This window comes from Cronobacter sp. EKM101R, assembly GCF_963888145.1.
GTDB lineage: Bacteria > Pseudomonadota > Gammaproteobacteria > Enterobacterales > Enterobacteriaceae > Cronobacter > Cronobacter turicensis.
Genome location: NZ_CAWPHW010000003.1, coordinates 12,081 through 36,722, shown reverse-complemented (window position 1 = coordinate 36,722; position 24,642 = coordinate 12,081). Strand labels below are relative to the sequence as shown.

Annotated in this window: 31 protein-coding genes and 1 pseudogene; 19 read left to right on the top strand and 13 right to left on the bottom strand. The window is 58.0% G+C overall.

What is annotated here, in order from left to right; all coding sequences use genetic code 11:
• Window positions 1–132 precede the first annotated feature (132 nt).
• Window positions 133–1,053, top strand: a complete 921-nt coding sequence (gcvA, locus tag AACV31_RS04770) for a transcriptional regulator GcvA (RefSeq protein WP_075198958.1) — start codon at window positions 133–135, stop codon at window positions 1,051–1,053.
• Between the two features lie 31 nt (window positions 1,054–1,084).
• A complete protein-coding gene (locus AACV31_RS04765; protein ID WP_165156372.1) occupies window positions 1,085–2,149 on the top strand; it encodes a ParB/Srx family N-terminal domain-containing protein in 1,065 nt (354 codons plus the stop codon).
• On the opposite strand, the gene AACV31_RS04760 is transcribed toward AACV31_RS04765, so the two are convergent.
• Window positions 2,146–3,075, bottom strand: coding sequence for a LysR substrate-binding domain-containing protein (locus tag AACV31_RS04760; protein WP_165156374.1), 930 nt, complete (start codon window positions 3,073–3,075; stop codon window positions 2,146–2,148). The genes AACV31_RS04765 and AACV31_RS04760 overlap by 4 nt on opposite strands.
• 165 nt (window positions 3,076–3,240) lie before the next feature.
• Between AACV31_RS04760 and AACV31_RS04755 the strand changes: the two genes are divergently transcribed.
• The 7 genes from AACV31_RS04755 (at window position 3,241) to AACV31_RS04725 (ending at window position 8,295) form a co-directional block, all read left to right on the top strand.
• Window positions 3,241–4,017: an SDR family NAD(P)-dependent oxidoreductase gene (locus AACV31_RS04755; RefSeq protein WP_075198955.1), complete on the top strand. Its 777-nt coding sequence runs from the start codon at window positions 3,241–3,243 to the stop codon at window positions 4,015–4,017.
• A 45-nt stretch (window positions 4,018–4,062) separates the two neighbouring features.
• Window positions 4,063–4,545, top strand: a complete 483-nt coding sequence (locus tag AACV31_RS04750) for an OsmC family protein (protein ID WP_165156376.1) — start codon at window positions 4,063–4,065, stop codon at window positions 4,543–4,545.
• Window positions 4,546–4,727: 182 nt separating this feature from the next.
• Window positions 4,728–5,933, top strand: coding sequence for an MFS transporter (locus AACV31_RS04745; RefSeq protein WP_165156378.1), 1,206 nt, complete (start codon window positions 4,728–4,730; stop codon window positions 5,931–5,933).
• A 115-nt stretch (window positions 5,934–6,048) separates the two neighbouring features.
• Entirely contained in the window at window positions 6,049–6,591 is a 543-nt protein-coding gene (locus tag AACV31_RS04740) for a carbapenem self-resistance protein CarG family protein (RefSeq protein WP_105538451.1), read from the top strand.
• A gap of 44 nt (window positions 6,592–6,635) precedes the next feature.
• Complete coding sequence (locus AACV31_RS04735; RefSeq protein WP_050555494.1) at window positions 6,636–7,127, top strand: hypothetical protein; 492 nt, start codon at window positions 6,636–6,638, stop codon at window positions 7,125–7,127.
• A 32-nt stretch (window positions 7,128–7,159) separates the two neighbouring features.
• Window positions 7,160–7,855, top strand: coding sequence for a helix-turn-helix transcriptional regulator (locus AACV31_RS04730; RefSeq protein ID WP_075198950.1), 696 nt, complete (start codon window positions 7,160–7,162; stop codon window positions 7,853–7,855).
• A 56-nt stretch (window positions 7,856–7,911) separates the two neighbouring features.
• Window positions 7,912–8,295: a VOC family protein gene (locus tag AACV31_RS04725; protein ID WP_012815771.1), complete on the top strand. Its 384-nt coding sequence runs from the start codon at window positions 7,912–7,914 to the stop codon at window positions 8,293–8,295.
• 53 nt (window positions 8,296–8,348) lie between these two features.
• Here AACV31_RS04725 and AACV31_RS04720 read toward each other — a convergent pair whose 3' ends face one another.
• Window positions 8,349–9,239 (bottom strand): transcriptional regulator, encoded by an 891-nt coding sequence (locus AACV31_RS04720; protein WP_165156380.1) that lies wholly within the window; start codon window positions 9,237–9,239, stop codon window positions 8,349–8,351.
• Between the two features lie 428 nt (window positions 9,240–9,667).
• Between AACV31_RS04720 and AACV31_RS04715 the strand changes: the two genes are divergently transcribed.
• Both AACV31_RS04715 and AACV31_RS04710 read left to right on the top strand, forming a co-directional pair.
• Window positions 9,668–9,979, top strand: a complete 312-nt coding sequence (locus AACV31_RS04715) for a type II toxin-antitoxin system HigB family toxin (protein WP_032807106.1) — start codon at window positions 9,668–9,670, stop codon at window positions 9,977–9,979.
• The gene (locus AACV31_RS04710; RefSeq protein ID WP_105538447.1) at window positions 9,976–10,392 is read left to right on the top strand and encodes a helix-turn-helix domain-containing protein; all 417 of its coding nucleotides are present in this window, start codon (window positions 9,976–9,978) and stop codon (window positions 10,390–10,392) included. The genes AACV31_RS04715 and AACV31_RS04710 overlap by 4 nt, the downstream gene beginning before the upstream one ends.
• Before the next feature lie 127 nt (window positions 10,393–10,519).
• Here the strand turns inward: AACV31_RS04710 and AACV31_RS04705 are convergent, their stop codons facing one another.
• The 3 genes from AACV31_RS04705 to AACV31_RS04695 all read right to left on the bottom strand — a co-directional run bounded on the left by AACV31_RS04705 (window position 10,520) and on the right by AACV31_RS04695 (window position 11,858).
• Window positions 10,520–10,876 (bottom strand): nuclear transport factor 2 family protein, encoded by a 357-nt coding sequence (locus AACV31_RS04705; protein WP_075198946.1) that lies wholly within the window; start codon window positions 10,874–10,876, stop codon window positions 10,520–10,522.
• A gap of 81 nt (window positions 10,877–10,957) precedes the next feature.
• Window positions 10,958–11,401 (bottom strand): NUDIX hydrolase, encoded by a 444-nt coding sequence (locus AACV31_RS04700; protein ID WP_075198945.1) that lies wholly within the window; start codon window positions 11,399–11,401, stop codon window positions 10,958–10,960.
• Window positions 11,402–11,426: 25 nt separating this feature from the next.
• Window positions 11,427–11,858: a GNAT family N-acetyltransferase gene (locus tag AACV31_RS04695; protein ID WP_075198944.1), complete on the bottom strand. Its 432-nt coding sequence runs from the start codon at window positions 11,856–11,858 to the stop codon at window positions 11,427–11,429.
• Between the two features lie 84 nt (window positions 11,859–11,942).
• Between AACV31_RS04695 and AACV31_RS04690 the strand changes: the two are divergent.
• Window positions 11,943–12,053, top strand: a pseudogene (locus AACV31_RS04690) (DinB family protein); the annotation flags it as partial.
• A gap of 38 nt (window positions 12,054–12,091) precedes the next feature.
• Here the strand turns inward: AACV31_RS04690 and AACV31_RS04685 are convergent.
• On the bottom strand, window positions 12,092–13,003 hold the full coding sequence (locus AACV31_RS04685; RefSeq protein WP_165156382.1) for an ABC transporter six-transmembrane domain-containing protein: 912 nt from the start codon (window positions 13,001–13,003) through the stop codon (window positions 12,092–12,094).
• Window positions 13,004–13,103: 100 nt separating this feature from the next.
• Here AACV31_RS04685 and AACV31_RS04680 point away from each other — a divergent pair, with 100 nt between their 5' ends.
• The 3 genes from AACV31_RS04680 to AACV31_RS04670 all read left to right on the top strand — a co-directional run bounded on the left by AACV31_RS04680 (window position 13,104) and on the right by AACV31_RS04670 (window position 16,066).
• Window positions 13,104–13,661 (top strand): TetR/AcrR family transcriptional regulator, encoded by a 558-nt coding sequence (locus tag AACV31_RS04680; protein ID WP_165156385.1) that lies wholly within the window; start codon window positions 13,104–13,106, stop codon window positions 13,659–13,661.
• A 298-nt stretch (window positions 13,662–13,959) separates the two neighbouring features.
• Entirely contained in the window at window positions 13,960–15,267 is a 1,308-nt protein-coding gene (locus tag AACV31_RS04675; RefSeq protein WP_007767421.1) for an MFS transporter, read from the top strand.
• A complete protein-coding gene (locus AACV31_RS04670) occupies window positions 15,260–16,066 on the top strand; it encodes a substrate-binding domain-containing protein (protein WP_165156387.1) in 807 nt (268 codons plus the stop codon). Before AACV31_RS04675 ends, AACV31_RS04670 begins: the two co-directional genes overlap by 8 nt.
• On the opposite strand, the gene AACV31_RS04665 is transcribed toward AACV31_RS04670, so the two are convergent.
• Together AACV31_RS04665 and AACV31_RS04660 are read right to left on the bottom strand one after the other, a co-directional pair.
• The gene (locus AACV31_RS04665; RefSeq protein WP_165156389.1) at window positions 16,041–16,940 is read right to left on the bottom strand and encodes a LysR family transcriptional regulator; all 900 of its coding nucleotides are present in this window, start codon (window positions 16,938–16,940) and stop codon (window positions 16,041–16,043) included. The genes AACV31_RS04670 and AACV31_RS04665 overlap by 26 nt on opposite strands.
• A 103-nt stretch (window positions 16,941–17,043) precedes the next feature.
• Complete coding sequence (locus tag AACV31_RS04660) at window positions 17,044–17,937, bottom strand: LysR family transcriptional regulator (RefSeq protein ID WP_165156391.1); 894 nt, start codon at window positions 17,935–17,937, stop codon at window positions 17,044–17,046.
• Between the two features lie 103 nt (window positions 17,938–18,040).
• Between AACV31_RS04660 and AACV31_RS04655 the strand changes: the two genes are divergently transcribed.
• Window positions 18,041–19,546, top strand: a complete 1,506-nt coding sequence (locus tag AACV31_RS04655; protein ID WP_165156393.1) for an MFS transporter — start codon at window positions 18,041–18,043, stop codon at window positions 19,544–19,546.
• Between the two features lie 8 nt (window positions 19,547–19,554).
• Here the strand turns inward: AACV31_RS04655 and AACV31_RS04650 are convergent, their stop codons facing one another.
• Entirely contained in the window at window positions 19,555–19,875 is a 321-nt protein-coding gene (locus AACV31_RS04650) for a darcynin family protein (protein WP_165156395.1), read from the bottom strand.
• Window positions 19,876–19,969: 94 nt separating this feature from the next.
• On the opposite strand from AACV31_RS04650, the gene AACV31_RS04645 reads away from it, so the two are divergent.
• Both AACV31_RS04645 and AACV31_RS04640 read left to right on the top strand, forming a co-directional pair.
• Window positions 19,970–20,581 carry a TetR/AcrR family transcriptional regulator gene (locus AACV31_RS04645; RefSeq protein ID WP_165156397.1) on the top strand — a complete coding sequence of 204 codons (612 nt, stop codon included), beginning with the start codon at window positions 19,970–19,972 and terminating at the stop codon, window positions 20,579–20,581.
• A 10-nt stretch (window positions 20,582–20,591) separates the two neighbouring features.
• Window positions 20,592–20,903 (top strand): hypothetical protein, encoded by a 312-nt coding sequence (locus AACV31_RS04640; protein WP_161590025.1) that lies wholly within the window; start codon window positions 20,592–20,594, stop codon window positions 20,901–20,903.
• 34 nt (window positions 20,904–20,937) lie between these two features.
• On the opposite strand, the gene AACV31_RS04635 is transcribed toward AACV31_RS04640, so the two are convergent.
• The 4 genes from AACV31_RS04635 to ycgZ all read right to left on the bottom strand — a co-directional run bounded on the left by AACV31_RS04635 (window position 20,938) and on the right by ycgZ (window position 22,838).
• Window positions 20,938–21,678 carry a metallophosphoesterase gene (locus AACV31_RS04635; RefSeq protein WP_161590024.1) on the bottom strand — a complete coding sequence of 247 codons (741 nt, stop codon included), beginning with the start codon at window positions 21,676–21,678 and terminating at the stop codon, window positions 20,938–20,940.
• A 133-nt stretch (window positions 21,679–21,811) separates the two neighbouring features.
• Window positions 21,812–22,090: a biofilm development regulator YmgB/AriR family protein gene (locus AACV31_RS04630; RefSeq protein ID WP_007767443.1), complete on the bottom strand. Its 279-nt coding sequence runs from the start codon at window positions 22,088–22,090 to the stop codon at window positions 21,812–21,814.
• A gap of 40 nt (window positions 22,091–22,130) precedes the next feature.
• Entirely contained in the window at window positions 22,131–22,430 is a 300-nt protein-coding gene (locus tag AACV31_RS04625) for a hypothetical protein (protein WP_032807110.1), read from the bottom strand.
• Window positions 22,431–22,598: 168 nt separating this feature from the next.
• Window positions 22,599–22,838, bottom strand: a complete 240-nt coding sequence (gene ycgZ, locus AACV31_RS04620; protein WP_007670514.1) for a regulatory protein YcgZ — start codon at window positions 22,836–22,838, stop codon at window positions 22,599–22,601.
• Window positions 22,839–23,229: 391 nt separating this feature from the next.
• Between ycgZ and AACV31_RS04615 the strand changes: the two genes are divergently transcribed.
• The gene (locus tag AACV31_RS04615; protein ID WP_105582442.1) at window positions 23,230–24,447 is read left to right on the top strand and encodes a diguanylate phosphodiesterase; all 1,218 of its coding nucleotides are present in this window, start codon (window positions 23,230–23,232) and stop codon (window positions 24,445–24,447) included.
• Window positions 24,448–24,642 lie beyond the last annotated feature (195 nt).

Here is a 24,642-nt window from a genome sequence, read left to right as displayed (position 1 = left end):
GTATTTTTATTTCGCACAGCGTGGAAAGCAGGCTATGCTGCCGGAACCATCACCGTCAGGGCATTATGTGAACGCAGCCCGACCTGAACAACTGAGATAATCTTCGCTCCTCTGAAAGAGTTTCTATCTGATATGAAGGTACCTGTTCATCTGAATGCCTTGCGGGCCTTTGAGGCCAGCGCGCGGCACCTGAGTTTTTCGCAGGCCGCAGAAGAGCTGCACGTCACGCCCGCTGCCGTCGGGCAACTGGTGCGTCTGCTGGAGGAAATCGTCGGATTTCCACTGTTTCACCGCAGCGCAAACCGCCGCGCCAGCCTGGTGCTGACCGAGCCTGCGCTGCGCGCGCTGCCGGAGATAAGCGCAGGCTTCGCAAGCCTGAACCTGGGGATGACGCTGCTGAAAGAAGGGGCCACTAACGGCATTCTTAATGTGACGCTAAGCCCGGCCTTCGCGGCAAAATGGCTGCTTCCGCGTATTGAGGATTTCCAGCACCGCTGGCCGGATATCGATCTCCGGCTGGAGACCAGCCTGAAACTCATGGATTTCACGGCATCCGGAATGGACGTCGGTATCCGCTATGGCGCTGGCGTCTGGGAGGGGTTGCAATCGGAGTTGCTGATGTCGGAAGAGATTTTTCCGGTCTGCGCGCCCGCCCTGCTGCAACACGATCCGGCGATGAACTGCCTCACGGGCATGACATTCCAGACGCTAATTCACGATCTCTCTATGGAGAGCCATAAAGATTTCATTACCTGGGATCAGTGGCTGCGCCGTTTCAACGTGCAGGACATCGCCCGCAAACCGGGGCTTCGCATTAATAACTCGGCTGCCGTATTACAGGCGGCGATTGACGGGCAGGGGATCGCGCTCGCGCGCGGCATTATGGTCGAGGACGATCTGAAAAGCGGCCGACTGGTGCGTCTCTGCCCGGAAGTGTCGCTGGCTTCGCCGCTGGCGTACTATCTGGTTTACCGACCCGGCTGTGACAGTCTGCCGAAAATTGCCTATTTCCGGCAGTGGATCACCGAACAGGCGCAAAAGTGCGTCTCGTAACCTGTCTCCATCACACACGCAGGGAGCTTGCATGACACATTACTGGTGGAAAGATTTACACGATCGTAACGACGCCTGGCTGGGGCTTGCGCTGACGGTAAAGGGCGAAACGCCCCCAGGCCTGGCGCTGGAGATGCTGAGCGGTCATCACGGACGCATGGTGTTGCAGCTGCGCGGCGAAACGCTTTTCTGGGCCTCGATGCTGAAAGATTATTCCGGCGTCTGGCTCGTCACCAACCGTGAGCATCCCGATCAGCAAAATCTGCTGCCGCCGGTGCGCTCCGAAGACATTGAAACCATTAAGCGCAAGGGCGACGCGGCGTGGACGGGCGAGTGGTGCCGCTACTTCGCGCGGCAGTTGATGGATTCTCCCGCGCCGCTGCTGGCGCCGCGCGACTGGCTGTTGCGCCCGATGCTGCCCGCGAAACGTCAGTCGTCATACCTGCGCAACACCACGCCCGATATCGACCAGTGGTACTTTAAAACGCCCCCCAGCGCAGGCGACTGGGGGGTGGACTGGGCGCTTTACGGCGAAGATTTTCGCTCGCTCACCGACCCGGAATATGTCCGGCTGGTGGACTGGTGGTGGGGCGGTCATCTGCTGATGGGCCGTTACCCGATTGACCCGCACGCCGGGCGCCTCAAGTGGTGGCGTAAAAAATGCCGCGAGGGCGCGCTGCCGCCGGTGCTGGTCTGGTATGTCGCCGGGCTGGCGTCCTATGTAGTGCTGGATGGCCATTACCGTCTGCACGCGGCGATGGAAGAGGGCATCCCGCCGTCATTCCTGGTGCTGAGCGAATTCGCCGAGCGGGAATTCCCGGCGGACGAGGCGCAGCGCGAGCGGGTGCAACGGGCGCTGGCGTTACAGCAGGCCAATAATCCGGGCTGCAATATTGACGGCATTAATCAGACGTTAATTAATCTGTGGGACCGGCGTTACCTTTACGCCGAGACGCACAGCCGCGCCACGCTCGGCAACGGCGAAGGCTGGGCGCGCGAGGTCACGGCTTACCTGCGCCGCCACGGGCAGACGGCGTATCTGGAGAACCTGCTTAACGGCACGGAAAACCCGGTTGATGGCGCGCCATCGTCTTAACCCTGGGCTGACGGCGGATTCTCCGCGCGCACATCGTCCACCAGCCAGTCGTGAAACAGCCGGACTTCCGGGCGCATCACGGCCTCCTGCGGTGTGACCAGATAATAGGCCCAGCGCAACGGCCAGCGGCGATCCGGATGAAGCTGGATCAACTGCCCGGTGGCGATAAGCTGTTTTACCAGCGCATAGCGCACAATCGCCACGCCGCGCCCGCTGAGCGCGGCCAGAATCACCGCAGCGGTGGCGTTGATATGCAGCCCGCTCTCGCGGGGCGTCGGGGCGTTCAGCGCTGTCAGTACCTCATCCCAGGCGGGAAAGCCCGCGCCGGGGTGCGGCGTATCGTCATGGATAAGCTTCTGTTCTGCCAGCCAGTCGGCGCAGGTGGTTTTCTCCGGCGGCGCCAGTCGTGGGCTGCATACCAGCACGGCCTCTTCGTCCATCAGCCACGTTTTGGCCAGCCCCGGCCAGTCGCCTTTACCGCAGCGCACGCCGAGATCCGCTTCGCCGTGTGAGACATCCATCAGCCGCTCCGTCACATCGAGCCGCAAATCAATCGTGTGGTGCGTTTCTGAAAAGCGGTTCAGGCGCTCCATCAGCCAGTTCATCAGCAGCACCTGCGAGGCGGTGATCACCACCACAGAGCGCGCACGGCGACCGCGCAGCTTGTTGAGGCCCGATTCCAGCTGATCCAGCCCCTGAGAAATATCCGCCAGCGCCTCCTGGGCCTCGCTCACCAGCGTCAGCCGCGCTTTGCCCGAACGGGTGCGGTTCAGCAGCGGATGTCCTACCCAGTCCTCCAGCGCGCGCACCAGTTGCCCGACGGCGGCGGGCGTGACGCCAAGCTCCTGCGCCGCGCCGGTAAAACTGCCGTGACGGGCGGTCGCTTCAAATGCGTGTAGCCATTTCAGTCGGTTCAGGGATCGCATCGTTGCTCCGGTCTGCGCGGTTTTTCACAGTATACCGTAGCGGCAAAGATTTTCTTTCTCGCTTCGCGATTTCTTCTCAGTCGTCAGCCGGTGGCCGCAGTGGCATTCTGGCGTCACACAACAGGGCTGGCGCCCTTTCTATTGACTGAACACCAGAGGTTAACGATGAGCGCATTATTTGCAGGCAAAAAATTATTAGTGGTCGGCGGTACCAGCGGAATGGGTTTTGAGACCGCGAAACGGGTACTGGAAGAGGGCGGCAGCGTGGTGCTGGTGGGGAACCGCCAGGATAAAGCCGGGCAGGCGCGCCAGGCGCTGGCGGCGCTGGGCCCGGTAGCGACGATCGTGGCCGACCTGATGACGCAGGACGGTATGCAGCATGTGATGGATACGATCAATGCGGAGCATAAAGATATCAGTCTGCTGGTCAACGCGGCGGGCGTGTTCTTCCCGAAACCGTTCACGGAGCATGACGCTGCTGACTACGACATGTATATGAACCTCAACCGCGCGACGTTTTTCATTACCCGCGATGTGGTACGCAACATGATTGCGGCGGGCATTAAAGGCTCGATCGTCAATATTGGCTCTATGTGGGCGCAGCAGGCCATCGGCGCAACGCCGTCGTCTGCGTACTCTATGGCGAAAGCGGGTCTGCACGCGCTGACCAAAAACCTGGCCATTGAACTGGGCGATAAAGGCATTCGCGTTAACGCCGTCTCTCCGGCTGTCGTCCATACCCCGATTTATGAAGGGTTTATCCCGAAAGAGGACGTTAACGACGTCATGAACAGCTTCGACAGCTTCCACCCGATCGGCCGCGTTGGTACGGCGGTCGATATCGCTGAAACGGTGGCGTTCCTGCTTTCCGATAAAACCGGCTGGGTTACCGGCGCCGTATGGGATATCGACGGCGGCGTGATGGCTGGCCGCAACGCCTGATTGATCCTGCACGCCCGTCTGCGGCGTGCGGGAAAGGAGGCTGTTATGCAAAACGACATCGCAACGCTCGATATCACCACAACGTGGCGTGGCGGCATGGCAAGCGTGGCCCGCTGCGCTGCCCGTCTTAACGGTGAGCCGCTGCCGGGTAATACGGTATATAGCGTTTTATCTGACGAACCGGTCGCGCTGGGCGGGCAGGGCATGGCCCCGAGTCCGCAGGAACTGCTGCTGGCCGCGTTCAATGCCTGCATGATGGCTGCTTTCGTCAGCGCCGCCGAGCGCGAGCATATTCACCTGACCCGCCTGCGCATTGAAACCCGCGGCACGCTGCACCTCACCGTCTTTGACGATGCGCAGCGCGCGGCGGGTATTTCGCCTGACACGTTGTGCTACGCCATTGTGGTGAGCGGTGAGGCGGATGTCAGCCAGTTCGATAAACTCCATCGCCGCGTCATTGCCTCCTCGCCCAACCGCTGGCTGTTATCGCAAAACATGGTGCTGGAAGGGGATTTGATAGTCGAATAATCCGCCGGTTTGGTTTTGCGCAGGCGGAAGTGCGACGTTAATTAAGTCTCTGAACGTTCGTTAAAAAAATAGTTTATGGTTAATGCGTTAAGAGAATATATCGGGCCGACACAGGGACGCGCCGCCATCGGCCCCCTGTATTTACGCGTGTCGCCGGGCGACCACGACAAAAAGGAGTAGTAATGAGTGCGGAAGTAACCCTGCCCGTCGGGCAACAGAACAGGAATATTTTTCGTCTGGCGACGGCCCAGGCGCTTGCGGGCGCGAACTCCGTGGTGTTTTACGCGACCGGCGCGATTGTCGGCGACGCAATGGCGCCGGACCGGGCGCTGGCAACGCTTCCGCTGACGATTTTCGTTGTCGGGATGGCGGCGCTGATCCTGCCCTTTGGCGCGCTTGCCCGTCGCTATGGCCGCCGCGCGGCGTTTATGGCGGGCACCAGTACGGGTGTGCTGACCGGGTTGACCGCGTCGCTTGCCGTGGTGCTGGGTTCGTTCTGGCTGTTTTGCTTCGCCGGATTTATGAGCGGCGCGTATGCCGCCGTCGCGGTTTCATTTCGCTTTGCGGCCACTGATGGCGTAGCGGGCGAACGACGGGCGCGGGCGCTTTCGCTGGTCATGGGCGGCGGCGTGGCGGCAGGTATTGTCGGGCCGATGCTGGTCAACAGCACCATGGATCTCTGGCCGCCCTATACCTTTGCTATTACTTACCTCGCGCAGGCGCTGGTGGCGGCGGTATCTGCGGTGGTGCTGTGGGGCGTGAAAGCGCCCGATCCGGTTGCGCCTGAACATCAGGTGCGCGGGCGACCGCTTCGCGAGATAGTGCGCCAGCCGGGCTTTAGCCGCACCGTGTTCAGCGGCGCGGTGGCGTATATGGTGATGAACTTCCTGATGACCGCGACACCGCTGTCGATGCATATGCACGGCCATTCACTCCAGGATGCGAATCTGGGCATCCAGTGGCATGTGATTGCTATGTATGCGCCAGGCTTCTTTACCGGCAAACTCATTACCCGTTTTGGCGCCTCGCGCATCGCGGCGCTGGGGCTTGCTATTTCGGCGCTGTCGGTGGCCGCGGGCCTTGCCGGAACGGGGGTCGGGCACTACTGGCTGCTGCTGATTTTACTGGGTCTTGGCTGGAACTTCGGGTTTACCGGCGCGTCGGCGCAAATTATCGACTATCACCGCCCGGAAGAGAGAACCCAGGTGCAGTCGCTGAATGATTTTGTGGTGTTCGGCGTGATGATGGTCGGCTCGTTTTCTTCCGGCGCGCTACTGACGCTGGTGGGCTGGAACGCCGTACTCTGGAGCTCGCTGGTCCCGCTGGTCATTGCTATGGTTGCGCTGATGACTGAAAAACGGCGCGCCGCAGCGTCTTTAAACCGTTAATCGCCGGGCCAATAACGCGGCGTCATTCTCACCATGCTATATTGCGCCAGGCGTCCCACGCTGGCGCAATGCCTGTTTTCTGCCGACACTATGTATTTCAAAGGGATCGATTGAGATGAAACTGAGCGTGCTGTTTATCGCTTCGCTGTTGACGGCGGGCTGCGCCCATGCGGCACAGACGGTGCCTGTGGCGCTAAAAGATGGGCCGAACACGCTCGATATCAATCAGGATGGCGCGAATGATCTTATTTTCAGCGCCACCTATGACAATAATACTTCCCACCCCAGCAGTACTCTCACGGTCTATATTCAGAAAGACCACGCCTGGCTGATTGTTCCGGTGCCGGATGACGATGGTTTTACCTGGAGCGATTTTCGGCTGTCCGCCTCGACAACCAAAATCAGCGGCTATGAACCGTATCAGGTTAATCATATTTTCTATCTGGTCAGGGCGGTGAAAATCGCGGAATCTTCAGAAAGTACGGATTTAACCGATGCCACGAAAGTGAAATTTACGCGCTACCGGATCGCCAGTAATACCGCCGATCCGGGCGTTGCGGCCTTTTTCTGGCAGCCGTCCGGCAGTTACGTGACGGACACCGCTTACAGCGATGTGGACGACGCCTTTCGCACGCTCAATATGGATAAATTCCTTTGAGGCGGCGGGCGGCGCTGGCCATACTTCTCATCAGCACGAGCAGTATGGCGCAGCAGACCGCGCCTTATCGCGCGCGGCTACAGCAGGCGCTCAACGCTCAGTCGCTGTGCCTCGGCGAAACAGCCTGGCCGGTAACCAGCCGCGCAGGCGCTGATGTCTGGCTGCATGCCAGGATGGAAGCGCTGGTGGATGCCGGGCTTGTCGTGAGCAGGCGCGAAGGCTCTCAAAAAAGCTGGACGCTGACGCCCACAGGACGCGCGGAATTTCACCGGCACCACGATTTCTGCTATGGAAAGATGCGCGTCAAAACCCTGGAGATTAAGCCGCAGCGCGATGGTATCCAGGCGACCTTCACGTATGATATTCCGGCGCTGCCGCAATGGGCTAAAACGCCCTCCCTGCGCATGGCGGATTCAGAGCTGGATAATCTCATCAGCGGGATCGATAACGTGCATTATCAGGCGGTTTTTATTCGCGAGAATACTGGCACGCTCCGGCTGGCGCGTGGCCCGGAACCGCTGGATTTACTTTACTGATTTAACAACACCTCCTGCATCCGAGAATCAACATGACCCGGACACAACGGCTTTTAGAACTGCTCCAGCTTCTGCGATCCCACCGTTACCCGGTGACGGCGGCGACGCTTGCGGAGCGGCTTCATGTCAGCGTGCGTAGTATTTATCGCGATATTGAAACGCTGAAAATGCAGGGGGTGGAGATCGAGGGCAGCGCGGGGATCGGTTATATCCTCCAGTCTGATTATCACCTGCCGCCGCTGATGTTCGATGCCCATGAAGTCGACGCGCTGATACTCGGCCTGCACTGGGTGATGCGCCATACCGACCCGCAGCTCGAAGCCGCGGCCCGTAATGCCGTGGCGAAGATCCACGCCATTCTTCCTGAGCATCTCGCGCAGCAGATCACCTACCCGTCGCTGATGGTGGCCCCGCCCGGCAATGAGGGCAGCCTGCGGTTCCTGGCCGATATTCGCAGCGCTATTCATCAGCGCAGAAAGCTTGAGCTGGTCTATACCGATAAAGACGGCGCCGCGTCGTCGCGACTGGTGTGGCCGATTGCGCTCGGTTTTTTGGACGCGGTCAGGATGCTGGCGTGCTGGTGCGAGTTGCGTCAGGCGTTCCGCCACTTTCGTATCGACCGGATGCAACAGGTGACTGTCAGCGAACAATCGTGCCCACAATCGCGCTATAAGCTGCTGAAAGAGTGGAAAAGCTCGCAAGGGATTGCGCAGGCAAAAACCTACTGACAAAAACTGTCACTGTCGGCTGTTACTGTCATGACTCACCACACAAGGAGAGCCAAATGATTACTGCCGATATGTCTATTCTCTATGTTGAGAACGTCCTTAAGAGCGCTGAATTTTATTCCACGCTGCTCGGCTGCGAGCCGGTTGAGAAACAGCCTACGTTCGCGTTATTCGTGCTGGATAACGGCTTTAAGCTGGGCCTGTGGTCCTGCTATACCGTAGAGCCGGTTGTGAATCAGCGCGCGCCGGTGCCAGCGGGGGAAATCGTCTTTAAGGTGCAGGCGCGTGACGAGGTCGATCATTTTTATATGCTCTGGTGCATGGAGCGTCAGGCGACGGCGATCCAGAGCCCGGTGGAACTCGATTTCGGCTATACCTTTGCGGCGATGGACCCGGACGGTCACCGTCTGCGCGTCTGCTATCTCAATCCGGAGCGGTAAGCGGACAGCGAGGAAAACGGGCGCAGGCCCGTTTTCCTGCTTTCCCGCACGTATCAGAAAAAGGTTCTGCCGAGCGGGATAATATCGCACCACTGTTTTTTATAGCTCCAGAAGTCTTTATAAATCCCGAGCGAAAAACGCATCGTCTTATTTTCTCTGGCGCACAGCGCGCGGGCATTACTCGTATTCAGCCATAACAAAATACTGCCCAGATTCAGCGTGGTGTATTGCGGATCGTAGCCGCCGTTGATGTCATCGAAATAAATCCATGTGGGGTTGCTGCACATAAAAATAATGTCGAACGCGCACGGGCGATTATCGAGAAACAGCACGCTGCCAAAAATCAGGGGCCGCAGCGCGTCAAAGGTACGCACCAGATCCTCATGCGTAAAGCAGTAGATTTTTCCCTGCCAGCGCAGGCTGAAAAGCTCAACATACATCGTGGCGAGTTCTTCAGAAGAAAAACTGCTCGCGTCCCGCACCACGCCGCCCATGGCGCAGAATTTCTCAAACTCTTTGCGGCGTTTTTTCTCCGATGTCTTCGAAATAGTCTCTTTGATATACGCGACTTTATGCTTGAGACGCCCGGAGTAGATCGTATTAACAAACGCGCCTTTATGCTGCGGCGAGAGCCGTTTGTTGGTCACTGGCAGGTAGCTGCGCTTATTCGCTCGCAGGGGAAATAACACGTCATCAAAGACGACAGGATACTGCCTGTGCTGCAGGCTGCACTTTCCGTTAACGGAAAAGCAGGCGCCCGCGTCGTCGTCACCGTCTTTCAGCACAAAATAATTGAGCGTCAGATTCTGCTCACGACTTAAAAATTGCACCACATCAGGGTGACAACAGAGTGAACCGCCAAACTGATGATAAATACGCGCATAGCTGGCTGCATCGCCGCGTTGCCAGCCTGCCAGATTACCCACGACGTTTTTAAACTGCATAGCCGCACCTGTAGAAAATAGCTGTGAAAAACCACAAAACCAGCCTGAAAAAGACACCCAGGCGTAAAAATTATTCGCTATTGTCCACTCACACCGTTAAGAGAACATTAAGCTCGCGTGCAGCGTCATCCGCTTGCATGGCATCGCGAGTGCTGGCGCGTCCATCAGAGGCGTGCGTTACAGCCAGCGCAGTTACGCGTCCGCACGATCGGCCTGTTCTCTTCTTTATCAGCAAACCAGGTATAACCGGCGCTGAGGCGGCGCTCGAGTTCAAGTGGATAGCAAGCTCGTTTGCGATGGATCCAGCATCCTGTTTGACCTGTAGACACGCCCGCGGCGATGGGCTTTTTTATCTTTTGCTGTTTCCATATTGTCAACGGTATCCATCTTCGCTATTATGTATCCATATTGGAAACACGGGGGCAGTGATGCATGTAATATCGAGGGAGCCTTTCGATATTGCCGCCAGACAATTTCCCAACCAGGCTTTAGCACTTGATGATTTATACAGAACGCTCAAGCGCGATAAGTTCACCAGTCCGGATGACTTAAAACAGACGTTTCCGAGCCTGGACAGGATGAAGTACCGGGAAAAATGGTGGGTGATTGATATAGGCGGCGGGAATCTGCGAGTGATGTTCTTTGCAGACTTCGAGCGCGGGAAAATATTCATAAAGCATATATCTACCCATGCTGAATACGACAAGCTGACTGACTATTACCGGAGAAATAAAGAATGATGTACGGCGATGCTATCAAAGCTGCACAAAATCTGGCGAGCATTGTCCCCTTTTTGGGGGGGAGTACTTCCCGCAAAGACTATGAAGAAGCGATCAAAATGGTGGAGTATCTGGTAGAGCATGAGCCAGATAGCCCGCTGGTGAATATGCTGACCGCTCAAATCGATGAATACGAAGATAATGCGCCTGAGTTCGCTGAGTTTAACGCTCGCATTGCTGCCGAATCGCACGGGGTCTCCCTTTTACGCGTCCTGATGGACCAGTACGGGCTGAAACAAACCGACTTCGAAGCGGAGATCGGGCAGCGTTCTTTGGTTAGCCGCATCCTGAAAGGGGAGCGTTCGCTGACGCTGGAACATATGCGCAATCTGTCAAAACGCTTTAATATCCCGGTCGCGCGTTTCGTCGATTAAACCACCACCAAAAACATTGACTCACGTGAAATGACTTTCGGCAGGATCCTTGCATACCCGGCGCGGATAAGCCGCTTTTCACTTTCCCATGGACGGCACAAGCCCGCGCGCCGGGCAGATGCGCGCGTCAGAGTAGCGTGGTTTTTAACCCGAGCACCTGCCACTGCCCGTGACGATTAACCCAAGTGCGGAAATGGTGAAAACGGCCATTCAGCGGTTCACCGGCGTAGGTGCCCGTGATGGCCACGCAGGTATCGACAATAATGCAGTAGTCGCTTTCCTGCGCCTTAAAAAATTCACGCTCAATCGCCTGAATCGTCATAGCGCCGCTGGCATGCAGTCCAATATCCTCGGTTTTCGTGACGCGCTGGCCGGCGTGATTGATAAAGAGCAGATCGTCGGCGATTAACGCCATAAGGGCCGTCACGTCGGAATTTTTCATGGCGGTGAAAAGCGTATCTTCAAGTTGTAGCGGCAGGTTCATGGCGTTTTTTCCTCTGGTATGCGGCCACACTATCAGCCTGCGCCTGGCTGTAAACCCGTTGAAATTCGTAGGCCATCGCTTTCAGCGCGCCGACATCGCCTCAAGCAACAGTTCACGCGGGTAGATAGTTTCACGGGCGAGGGCCAGGGCTTCCTGCGACCACCAGCGGTGATCGTGAATAACGCGCTTTTCATTCGCGCTCCAGCCTGAAAAATCGGTTTCTTCGCGGTCCACGTGAATAATAAAAAAGCGCTCGTCGGCCAGCACCGTTTCGCCATTGGGCAGCTGCATCGTAAAGGTGCGCTGCGCCACTTCAGGCCCAGGGGAGGCGCGCACGATGCCTGTCTCTTCCCGTAGCTCGCGTAATGCCGCCTCTGAGAATGACTCGCCGTCTTCGACGCCGCCGCCCGGCGTCGCCCAGTAAGAGCGGCCGGCAAGCGCGTCGTCGCGGTGGGTAAAGCGAAACAGCAATAAGCGGTGATCGGGGCTCATAATCAACAATCGTGAGGCGGGGCGTGTACGCATGACGGGGCCTTATCCTGGAGAATAATCAACGCCGTTGCATATGCAGAAGCGGGTAAGGTTGTCCTTCGCCATCCAGCGGTGAGCGACCCGTATGGACAAACCCCATATGTTCATAGAAAGCGATGGCTGACGGGTTTTGCTCATTGACATCCACAAAGCGTGCACCCTGCTGCTCGCAGGCGAAGGTCAGTAACGCTTTTCCGATGTCACGACCAAACACCTGCGGTTCGACAAACAGCATCTCGATTTTTTCATCCAGCACGCCGACAAAACCAGCACATTTACCGTTTTCCTTCTGCCAGCACCAGACAGGTAGCGCAGGCAAATACATTTCCTGAACGCAGACTCTGAGACGCGCTATTTCCGCCTCGCAAAGAAAGGTGTGGGTGTGGCGCACTGCGCGTTCCCAGATATCTGCTAACGCCGGGAAGTGTCGTGCGTGGGCGCGGGTAATCATCTTGTCATCCCTTTCGTTTACTGTGCCGGGCCGAGTATACCGAAAAGCGCGCCTGAATTTTCCTGAACCCTTAATATTGGCAGCCACGGGCGCTACACCTGTCACCGGGGCGCGGTCGGCTGGCTGGTCGCGGAGTGCGGCGGCGTCGCGTTTAAAGACGTGCTGACGATTTTCCTGCGCGAACAGCCCCAGTAATCGGGCCGTCCCACAGGGCGGCGACAGGTTCACCGGGGTTATTCAGCGGCTCCGGTTTCCGCCTCCGTCGTCACCCGTTTGCCGATATCTTTGAGCTGCGAATATTTCTCCAGCAGCTGCGGCGCGTCATCCAGGCTCGTGACAAACATCCACATATAGGTCATCACCGAGTAGATATGACCGGCGTTAATCGCGGCTGACTGCGTCATCATTACGACTGTAAAGCTGAACAGCAGCGCGGCCAGCACGCCGATGGTGAAATACCCCATCGCTTCGCGATCGGAGAGCATGATGCGCAGTCTCGCCAGCAGCTGATAATGCCGTTGCAGCGCGCGCGGTGCGGCGTGCGTCACCATATCGATCTCTTTTTCCAGCCGGTTATTGAGCCTGCCATACAGCGCCTCATTGCGGCGGGTAAACTGCGTGAGAAAACAGGCCAACACCGCCAGGATCCCCAGACACGCGATCCCTGTCCAGAACTCGATGAGCAGCAGCATGACGGCGGCGCCCGCCATCGACGCCACGGAGGTAATCAGCGTCGGCAGGTGCAGCTCGAAAAAATCGACAAATTCCCTTGAGAGCGCGACGCGCGCCGCGATGGTCGAATGGCTGAGGCGTTTCTGGCGCTGCGCCAGCACCACCGAGACGGCGAGCCCCGCGTAAATGCGGGCGAATGTGCGCGTATCCACACTGCGCCGCGTCGCGCCCAGCAGCCAGATAAACAGCACCATCAGCCCGTACAGCATCGCGCTCCGGACATTCCCCGCCAGAATAGCGTTAATGCAGATACCCGCCAGCACCGGGTAGAGCAGATAGGTGACATTCTCCGCTATCACCAGAAAGAAGGTAAAAAAGAGCTTCTTGCGGTGGCGCCGGGCCAGCGTTTTCAGCGTGGCGGCGGCGCTGGGGTCGGGAAGGGCGGTCGGGATATTTACGCTGTGCGTCTTCATGATTTCTGTTAATCTTCAGTTAGAGCAATTGCTCAAGTGGGGTGGGATGCTATTTGAGCAACTGCTCAAAGTCAATCAGAGAAAAGCAGAGTGAGCTTTCGTGAAAGAGAAAATCATTAACGCGGCGATCGCGCTGTTCATTGAACAGGGCATTGAAAACGTCAAAACGCGCGATCTGACGGAGCACCTGGGCATTTCGCGCAGCCATATCTATCACTATTTCAAAAACTGGCAGGCGCTGTGCGTGGAGTCGATCACCACGTTTCTTGAGAATGAACTGACTGAATTTGTCTCGCGGACGGCGTCGTTACCCGCCCGTGAAAGGCTGAAAGCGTTTATCGAAGGCGTGATTTCGCCCACGCCAGATCCGACCGCGAAGCTTTATGGTTCGTTGTGGCAGCTTGCAGCCCATAACCCGGAATATGCGCAGCTGATGGAATCGATACTGGCCCGCTGGCACGACGCGCTGGTCGACATCCTCACGGCGGGCGCGCAGGAGGGCGTGTTTCGCCGCGTCAACGCCGCGCGGTTTGCGAGACAGCTGGACGCGATGCTGTTCGGCTACAGCGATCATCTCTACACGCTGCCTTCTGATGAAGCGTTCCGTCAGGCGCAGGACGATATCGACGATTTTATCGGGCAGAATTTGCTGGCGTAGCGGCATGGGGCATCTTTCATCAGCGAGCCTGAGGGATGTGAAAATCCGGTGAACGCGCGGGTTCACATTCAGGCCTTTGTCACAAAACGGAAAACTGAAAATCCTTCTGCTTTGGGCATGATCATTCCGCGCGTGATTGTTAAATCTTTGTATACAAAAGCGCTCTGGCAATCGTGCGGAGGACTAATGCGTGAAACGCATCGGTTGATGCGTTTATTACGCTTATTACGTGGTTATTTCTGTTCCAGTCTTCAGAAAGAGGCGCAACCACAAGCGTCAACGACAACTGGAGACATCAATGCATTCCGCTACCTCACCTGTAAACACCCGTTCCCGGGCTGGCGCTATCCTGCGCGTCACGTCCGGTAACTTTCTGGAGCAGTTTGATTTTTTCCTGTTCGGCTTTTATGCCACCTACATCGCGCATACGTTTTTCCCGGCGAGCAGCGAGTTTGCCTCGCTGATGATGACGTTTGCGGTATTTGGCGCAGGCTTCCTGATGCGCCCCATCGGCGCCATTGTGCTGGGCGCGTATATCGATAAAGTGGGCCGTCGCAAAGGGCTAATTATGACGCTCTCGATCATGGCGACAGGCACCTTTCTGATTGTGCTGATCCCGTCCTATGAAGCCATCGGGTTGTGGGCGCCGCTGCTGGTACTTATTGGCCGCCTGTTGCAGGGGTTTTCTGCCGGGGCGGAGCTTGGCGGCGTGTCGGTGTATCTGGCGGAAATCGCGACGCCGGGCCGCAAAGGTTTTTACACCAGCTGGCAGTCAGGCAGCCAGCAGGTCGCGATTATGGTGGCAGCGGCGATGGGCTTTGCCCTGAACGCGGCGCTGGAGCAGTCGGCTATCAGCGACTGGGGCTGGCGTATTCCGTTCCTCTTCGGCTGCCTGATTGTGCCGTTCATTTTCGTGCTGCGCCGCAAGCTTGAAGAGACGCAGGAATTCAGCGCGCGCCGTCATCATCTCGACATGAAACAGGTATTCAGCATGCTGCTGACCCACTGGCCGGTGGTGGTGGCGGGCATGATGATGGTGGCGATGACCACCACGGCGTTTTATCTCATCACCGTCTATGCGCCTACTTTTGGCAAAAAAGTGCTGATGCTCAGCGCCTCGGACAGCCTTCTGGTGACGCTGCTGGTGGCGATTTCTAACTTTATCTGGCTTCCGGTAGGCGGCGCGCTGTCTGACCGCTTCGGGCGTAAGCCGGTGCTGATAGCCATGACCCTGCTGGCGCTGGCCACGGCGTATCCGGCGCTGATGATGCTGGCGGCGGCGCCGGGCTTTTCGATGATGCTGGGCGTATTGCTGTGGCTCTCATTTATGTATGGCCTGTACAACGGCGCGATGATCCCGGCGCTCACCGAAATCATGCCTGCCGAGGTGCGCGTCGCCGGGTTCTCGCTGGCCTACAGCCTGGCGACGGCGATCTTCGGCGGCTTTACGCCGGTTATCTCCACGGCGTTGATTGAGTATACCGGCGATAAAGCCTCGCCCGGCTACTGGATGAGTTTCGCCGCGCTCTGCGCGCTGCTGGCGACGCTGTACCTTTACCGCCGCAGTTCGATGACATTACAGACCGCAGGACGCCGCCATGCATAAGACACTGACTTCATGGATAGCTGCGCTGACGCTCTCGTCGTTAAGCAGCGTGGCGCAGTCGCAGGAGATAACGGTGATGATTTCAGGCGGTTTCAAAGCCGCGCTGGAACAGCTCCGCCCGGCGTATGAAAAACAGAGCGGCAACCTTATTGTCATTATCCCCGGCCCGTCGATGGGCAAAACACCGCAGGCGATCCCGAACCGGCTGGCGCGCGGCGAAAAGGCGGATGTGGTGATCATGGTCGGCGATGCCCTGAGCAGCCTTGAAAAAGCGGGCCGCACCGCGCCGGGAACGCGCACGGAACTTGCAGATTCGCCGGTGGGCATGGTGGTGAAGCAGGGCGCGCCGGTGCCCGCGATAAACACGCCGGACGCGCTGCGCCAGACATTGCTGGCCGCGCGTTCCATCGCGTATTCCGACAGCGCCAGCGGTCGTTATGTCAGCACGACGTTATTCAAGACGCTCGGGATTGAGGCGCAGATGGAGACCAAAGCGCGGATGGTGGAGCGTATACCGGTGGCCTCGGAAGTGGCGAAAGGCAACTATGCCGTGGGGTTTCAGCAGGTCAGCGAACTGCTGCCGGAGCCCGGCGTGACGTTTGTCGGCGAGCTGCCGGACCGCGTTCAGTACATCACCCGTTTTGCAGGCGCGGTGACCAGTAACGCGGCGCACCCTGCCGAAGGCCGCGCGCTGCTGACGTTTCTGGCGTCGCCCGACGCGCAAAAGGTGGCGCGCGCCACCGGCATGCGGTCAGTCGCGCAAAAAGCGCCGGTCAGGCTGGCGGGTACTGTTCAGTGATGAGCTTTTCAAGCTCTGCCGCCACGTAAGACTGAATACGCCCGCTGCGGCGTATCAGCCCCACGTTGCGCGTGACGACCGGATCGATCAGACGCAGCGGCACCAGAACGGAGTGCCCGGCGGCAGGCATCGCCATGGCTGGCACCGCGGCGATGCCGATGCCCGCTTCCACCATGCCCAGTACGGTCGTGACATGGCGGGTTTCACAGATGCTCGGCCGCTCCGGCGTGATATGCCCCAGCGCCTGGTCGAGCAGGGTACGGTTTCCGGAAACTTTATCCAGCCCGATGTAATCCTGCTGAAAATACTCCTGCCAGGTGAGCTGCGCTTTTCGCGCGAGCGGATGATCGCGCCGACAGGCCGCCACATAGACATCCTCCACCAGCGGCACAAACTCGATGTGTTGCGGCAGGCTCCTGCCAAAACAGATGCCGAAATCGGCCTGGCCGCTGCTGACGGCGTCGATAACATTGCCGACGCTGCTGTCGATTAATTTGATCCGCACGCGCGGGTAGCGCGCCTGAAACTGGCGGATGATCTCCGGCATAAAGTAATAGGCGCCCGACGGCACCGTCGCGACCGTGACCAGCCCGGTGCGATCCTTGCTGGCCTGATGAATATCCGCCAGCACCGCCTCGACATTCGCCAGTAGCTGCTCTGAGCGTTCGGCAAAACGTTGCCCGTAGAGGGTCAGCGCCACGCGCCGGGTGGTTCTGTCAAAGAGCCGCGCGCCGAGCGCCGTCTCCAGCTTTTCTATCCGGCGGCTCAGCGCCGACTGTGAAAGGCAGATGGACTCCGCCGCGAGCCGGAAACTGCCGTACTCCATTAATGCGCGAAACGCATAGATATCGTTCAGGTCAAAGTTCACAGGCATGGCAGCGGCATCCTTTCAGCATCAGTCGTAACAAAACGATAAATCCGGTTAATCCTTCACGCTTTCATCATAGATGACGCGCGGGCGTTTCTGAAAGCCGACGTCACCGGCGGCGCGCTCCGGTGTCCCAGTGGGCTTTCAGGAAATCGACAAAGCAGCGGATACGCGGCGAGAGATAACGGCTGGTTTGCCAGAGCGCCGAAAACGCGCCCCGCCGTTCGCAGCAGCCCGGCATGACTTCCTTAAGCTCGCCGCGGGTAAGCAGCGGATTGACAATAAAATCGGGCACGTAACAGATGCCCATCCCGGCGACGGCCGCGCGTATCATCGCTTCGATGTTATTGACCGTAAGGGCAGACGGCGCGCCTGTCATCGTCAGGCCCGTCAGTTCCCAGGGCTGGATCAGCCCGGTCGACGGAAAGCGAAACAGAATGCAGCGGTGCTTTTTTAGCGCATCTGGTGTCTGCGGCGCGCCGTGTTCCAGAAGATAAGCAGGGCTTGCACACAGGACGAAACGGAAGTGGCCAAGTGTGGTGGCGGTAAGGCGTGAATCCGCCATCTCGCCGCTGCGGATAGCCACATCAAAACCTTCATCCACCAGATTGACCAGCCTGTCGCTGAAATCGAGCTCGATATCGATCTCGGGATAGCGGGCGGCGAACGCCGGTAAAAAGGGCATCAGCAGATGATACCCGATGACCGGCAGGGAAATGCGCAGCCTGCCGGACGGGGTGTCTGTGGCGGACGTTAACTCCGCTTCCGCCTCGCGCAGCTGTTCAAGCGCAGGGCGACAGCGCGCCAGCAGCGTCGCGCCTTCGGCGGTGAGGCTTACGCTCCGGGTGCTGCGGTTAAAAAGCCGCACGCCCAGCTTTTGCTCAAGGCGGGCCACATTTTTCCCGACGGCGGAAGCTGAAATGCCCAGCATGCGTGCGGCCTGGGTAAAGCTCAGCGTCTCGGCGGTGCGAACAAACGAGGCCAGCGACGTAAAACTGTCCATGATTATCAGCTTTTTGTCCGTTATGAAGAGATTTTCAGTCTATTTATCATTATAGCTGTCCGCAATAGTCTGGGCGTGTTCAATCATCGTTTAAGGCCAGGCTATGTCTGTAAATACATATTTTCGGGTGGCGAACGCCACTAACGTCGCCGCGCTGGCGGTGCTCTTTGCTGCGCTGATCCTGCCGCTGAGCTTTACCGGCGGCGTCGCCACCACGCCTGCTATCGGGCATTCGCTTGGCGGCAGCGCGCTGGCGCTCGCCTGGCTGACTAACGGTTTCATGCTGACGTTCGGCGGCTCGCTGCTGGCGGCGGGGGTCATGGCCGACAAACTGGGCAGGAAACGCGTTTTCACCGGCGGGCTGCTGCTGTTTTTCTTCAGTTGCCTGGCGGTCTGCGTGGCCAGGAGTACCGTTGCGATTGGCGCGTTGCGCGCCGTCCAGGGGATCGCCGCGGCGATGACGCTGGCCGGCGGTAGCGCGATGCTGGCGCAGCTGTTCAGCGGGCCGGCGCGCACGCGCGTGTTCGGCATTCTCGGCACGATGTTCGGGGCAGGGCTGGCGTTCGGCCCGCCGATCGCGGGCGTTGTCATTGAGCAGTTCGGCTGGCGATGGCTCTATGCGCTGCTGGCTCTGCTCGCCGGGCTGAGCGCGCTGACCGGCGCGGTTTTCCTGCCTCCCGCCCGTAAACCTGACGCAATGCGCGCCGACGTGCCAGGGCTTGCGTTGTTCAGCTTCTGTCTGGTGTTTTTCACGATCGCGCTGCTGTTGATCCCACGGTATGGCATCGTCTCCGGGCCGGTCATCGCCCTGCTGCTGGCGACGATTGCATCCGCGAAAATCTTTGTCGTCCGGTGCCGGCGCGCTGCGCAACCGGTGCTGGAACTCGCTTTACTGCGTAATGCGCGTTTTGCGGGCGTCCTGGTGTTGCCGCTCGCGACCTGCTGCTGTTATGTCGTCTGGTTGATCCTGCTGCCGCTGCGGTTTACCGGTGCCGACGCGTTGAGCGCCACCGCCAGCGGCCTGTATATGATGGCGTTGACGCTGCCGATGCTGCTGCTGCCTGGCGTGGCGGCGACGCTGACGCGCTGGATCAGCGCGGGTCATCTGGCCGCCTCCGGGCTGTTGATCGCCGCCGTGGGGCTGGCGCTGCTGGGCCAGGCCTTGCAGGGCGGTAGCATGCCGCTGCTGATGGCGGCGCTCATTATCACCGGCACAGGCTCGGCGCTGCCCTGGGGGCTGATGGATGGTCTTGCGGTCTCTGGCGTGCCGGTAGAGAAAGCCGGGATGGCGGCAGGCTTGTTTAATACAGTGCGGGTGGCGGGCGAAGGCGTGGCGCTGGTGGGCGTAATGGCCTTTCTCGCCGCCGCGAACCAACAAACGCTCGCCGCGACGGGGTATCCGGCGCAGACCATCGCCCGCGCCGCCGAATGGCTGGGCAACGGTCATCTTCAGCAGGCCCAGTCGCTGCTGCCGGGCGCGCCCCGCGCGCTGCTTTACCACAGCCTGAATCATGCGTACCTGCTGCTGTGCAACGCGCTGGCTGTGCTGACCCTGCTTTGCGCCGCCATCGTGTGGAAAACGCTGCGGGGCTGCAAGACTGACGGGTAAGCCGCCGCTTACAGATGCTGCGCCTCGACGCCCTGGAGGATTTCCTTTATCTCGAAAAAATCATTCCAGAACGGGGTGTCGCGCAGCGCTTCAGTGAAGGCCTGCCAGACGGCATGGCTTTCGGCTTCCCACATCCAGATATCGGAAATGCGCGCGGAGTAAAATTCGGTATCGAAATAGCGAAACCTTAACGCGCCCTGGTATTCGCTGAGTAAGGGCGCAAGATGGGTGGAGATAGTGCGCTGACGTTCGTCGGCGCTGGCGTCAAGCCAGCGGCGGTTGGCTTTCACCAGCATAAACAGCGTGACGGTCTCTTTGGCGGTATGCATAACGTCTCCCTGAAAACTATTAATGCTTGTAGATGTTGTGTTAAGACGACGCCGTTATGATATCGGGACACGTTATATTCAGGGACTCGCGTTTATGGATGCCATACTGCCGCCTCTACCACCGCGTAAAGCGCCGCGTCAGGCACGATCCCGGGCGCTGGTAGAGGCCATTGTCGAGGCGACGGCTCGCATTTTCGAGCGCGAGGGCGCGTCGGCCTGCACCACTAATGCCGTCGCGGAAACCGCAGGCGTCAGCATTGGCTCGCTGTATCAGTATTTCCCGAACCGCCACGCCTTAACGGCGGCGCTGGTGGCGCGCGAACATGAATTCCTGCTTACTGCCATGCAGACCGCCGCGGCCCGTCCAGCCCTGCCGACACGCCTCGATGGCATGATTGACGCGGCCATGGCTTATGAGTTTTCGCGCCCCGCGCTTGCACGCACGCTGGATGTGCAGGAGACAGCCCCGGAATTTCTGGCGCATCAGCAGGAGATGCTGGCGGCGCTACACCGTTGTGTCGCCTCGGCGCTTGAACAAAGCGATACCGCAGCATGGGATGTTATCGCGCTGGCGCAGGGCATGATCGCTATGGCCATCGCGCGACGCGAGGATGACACGGCTGCGCTGAAGCACCGCATCCGGCGCGCCGCATTCGGGTATCTCGGCTGGACGATGCCTGAGACACACAGCGTAACCGCCTGTTAAAGGAGAGCATATGATAGTCAGAACCTGGCACGGCTGCGTGCCGCTGGAACACGCCGACGGCTTTGCCGCGCATTTACAGAAAACGGGCGTGGAACATTCACAGCGTACGGCCGGTAACCGCGGCGCGTTTGTCCGCCAGGAGGCGCAGGGCGACTGGGCGCACTTTTTCCTGGCGACGTACTGGGACGATTTGAGCGCCGTAAAAGCGTTCGCGGGTGAAGATTATCAGGTGGCGGTAACCTACCCTGACGATGAACAATTCGGGCTGCTCTCCGATCCGTGGGTCTTTCAGCACGACGTTGAGACTATTGCGGCGCTGTAATCCCTTCGGTTCGCCTGCGCGTACTGATAAGCGATCAACGGCCGTTAACCGGTGAGACCGCAATAAAATGGCTGGCGAGCGCGCCATTCTCAACCCGGTGCACCATCAGCGCCGGTGGATCGCAGACCTCAGGCACGTGCGCGCCGCCCAGCCATAACGGGTTCGCCGGGCAGACCGAACCGCAGATATACGCTGGAATACCGGCCAGCATTCCTGCGGCCGGGCGGTGCACGTGCCCTGTGGCAATCGCGAGCGGTTTTGCCGGGTGATGGTGCAGCAGGGTGCCCAGCGCGTGGGCGTCGCGGCACGCTATCGCATCCATCGACGGAATGCCGCTCATAAAAACATGATGGTGCAGAAACAGCAGCGTCGGTCGCCCGTGCGCCTGATCGAGTTGATGCGCCAGCCAGTCCAGATGCGCGGCCACGCTGCCCACCGCACTCCTTTCCACAGTGGAATCCAGCCCAATCACGCGAAGTGCGGGCGTATCCACAACCGCATGCAGCGGCCCTTGCTGCGCCAGCGAAGGCCAGACCGCGCGCATGGCGGCGCGGTCATCAGCATTACCCGGCAGGATCAGCGTCCGGCAGGACAGTGTTTCCAGCCGCGTCGCAATGGCGCTATAACCGTCGCGCCAGTGGTCGTCGGTCAGATCGCCGCTTATCACCAGCACATCGGGCTCAAGGGGAGCAAGCCACGCCAGCGCGTTGTCGAAACGCGACAGGTGGTCGTTATCCGGTGCGGCGTGAATATCAGAAAGCTGCGCGATTATCATGAATTGCTCTTCTGTCTTATCGGTTTGGCCGTGAAATGATGATAGAAGAGGGAGGGTATGTGTGACACAAAGAAAAAAGCCAGCCGGAGTGAGAGACGGGCTGGCTTTTAACCGAAGAAATTAAACGTCAGTATCAGATGTCGTCCAGCGTATGATCGACAACGATCTCCAGCGTCTTGCGGATGACGTCGGCCATTACCACGTCATCCGTGGTTTCCAGCACGCCAATCAGCTGTAAAATAATCGCTTTGTGGGTCAGGTGACCGTCGGTGGCGAGAATGTTGCTCACAACAGCGCCCAGCAGGGCGGCTTCCTGAGCCAGCATGTCACCGGCATTACGAAAATATTCAGACAGTGCCGTGTCGGGCAGATCCGCCTGCAAATCAGTGGGGTTAAGCATCACCTGGCTCATGTACTGGCACCGTGTTTAGATTGAAAGTAGCTGAATGTAGTCAGTGTTTTTTACTGTTGTCCGGCGACGCGCTCTCGCCAAACAGCGAATGAACGTTATCGCCGTTCCACTCTTTACGCTCACGCGCGCCATTACGCCGTCCGGAAACCGTTGTCGCGGTAATTTCCACAATGACGCGGGCAATCGCCTCGCGTCGCTGAGGATCAGACTCGCTGGTTTCCATCGAGCGCAGACGCGCAATCAGAACCCGCATATTGATGGGGCCTTTCTCTCTCAGAAGAGACAGGACTGCCTCTCCGATGATTTCATCTGTCAGTTGATCTTTTTCACTTCTGTTCATAAATGCGTCTCTGAATGCCGCATGTCCCGTGCCACACGCACGGGATACAACTTTTTCCGGTGGCTTCCTGCCACTGAAAATTGTCAGGCTGTGCTAAGGCCTGCAATATCCCTCCGCCGAGATTAACTTAATCATCAGGAGCCTGTTCAGTAAAGGAACGCCCTGGTGTTAGCGATCGAACAGAAGGCCGATCAGCGTTTGATAATGACTTTCTTCTTCAACGCTTGAAGCCATTTCGAGACGACTAAGTAACTTGGTGCAAATACTCTTTTTATTCAGGAGACGACCGTCGCGCAGAATCTCGACGACGATTTGCCCTAATGTTTCTTGCTGAGTCGGCAGAGCCGCTTTGTCAAAGTATCGGGCAATGGCATTAGCTGTATCCGGAATGTAACCGTTCTGACGCATATGTCACTCCTGTTAAAATTTCGTAACTACGCAAGGAATAGTTAGCAGTATACTAATTACGTAAATCTTGTACACCGTTATTGTATAAGTTAGCGATCTTTTTTTGCGCAAATAATAACTTCATCATTAATTTCATTCAGTTATGATGAAAATTATTTTTAGTGACTAATCTGAAGTTGTACTGATTATGCAATTTTGAGGGCGAGGTATGCCGTAGAAGGTTGTACAAGGCCGATACAACGTAATCATTTTGTGAAAAATCCTTCCTGAAAGCAGGACGAATTCAGGCTTAGCTGCCTGATTCGCTGACGCTTTATACGTAATCACAACAAGACGCCCGACGGGTCATCTGTTAAGGTGGCCGCTTATTCACCTATTCACGGGATGCATGATGCTCACAACCATAATTTATCGCAGCCATATCTGCGACGACGTTCCGGTCACCGTACTGGAAGAGATGGTGAATGCGGCGAACAACAAAAACGGCCAGGCTGATGTGACCGGCATTCTGCTTTTCAATGGTCGGCACTTTTTCCAGCTGCTTGAAGGCCCTGAAGAAAATGTGAAATCTATCTACAGCGCCATCTGCGCCGATACGCGTCATTACAATCTGGTGGAGCTGCTGTGCGACTACGCGCCGTCGCGCCGCTTTGGTAAATCGGGCATGGAACTCTTTGATTTACGCGATTATGAGCGCGACGAAGTGCTCCAGCATGTGCTGAATAAAGGCACGTCGAAATACCAGCTGGTGTATGGCGACCGCGCGCTGCAGTTCTTCCAGACGTTTGTCGAAGCAACTGAAAAAGAAAACTATTTTGAGATCCCGCCGGGCGACAGCTGGGATTTCATCACCGAAGACGACGGCGTGACGGCGCCCGCGACCGCAGCTGCAAACAGCGACAGCCGCTTCGCTTTTCAGCCCATTATCGATCCGCTGGCGCGTGAAGTGGTCTCGCTGGAAGCGCTGCTGCGCACATCGGACGGCGCGTCGCCGCAGACCTTTTTCGAAGGGCTTGAGGGCGAAGCGCTGTATAAAGCTGATCTGAAAAGCAAAAAAACGGCGTTTGAAATCGCAGGCGCGCTTCGTATCGGTCAGCAGACACTGTGCGTAAACCTTCATCCGATGACGCTGGTGAAAATTCCGGGCGCGGTGGAGTATCTGGTGCAGGAAATTCAGGCCAACGGGCTGGTGCCGGATCAGGTGATTGTGGAATTTACGGAAAGCGAAGTGATTTCTCGTCTCGATGAGTTCACCGACGCGATTCGTCAGCTTAAGGCGGCGGGCCTGCGTGTGGCGATTGACCACTTTGGCGCGGGTTTCGCGGGGCTGCTGTTGCTGGCCCAGTTCCAGCCGGACCGCATCAAGATCAACCGCGAGCTTATCCGCGATGTTCATAAAAGCGGGCCGCGTCAGGCGATTGTACAGGCGCTTATCAAATGCTGCGCGTCGCTGGAAATCGCGATTTCCGCGGTGGGCGTTGAGAAAGCCGAAGAGTGGATGTGGCTGGAATCGGCCGGTATTACCCTTTTTCAGGGACACCTTTTTGCCAAACCGGCGCTCGGCGGCATTCCTGCCGTGGCATGGCCTGAGAAAAAATTCGGTCTGTAAAGGTTCACGCCCTCATGGCGCATGCTGACCCGGCATGCGCCCCTCTCCAGGATTTAATGCATTTTAAGTACACTTTTTTGTTGCTCGCAGCGCTTTGAATTCATACCCTTATCAACCAGACGGCTCTTAAATTAACTTCATGGTTGTACAATTATCAAAAATTGTACAAGCTAGGGAGAGTTAAATTTTTGAGAG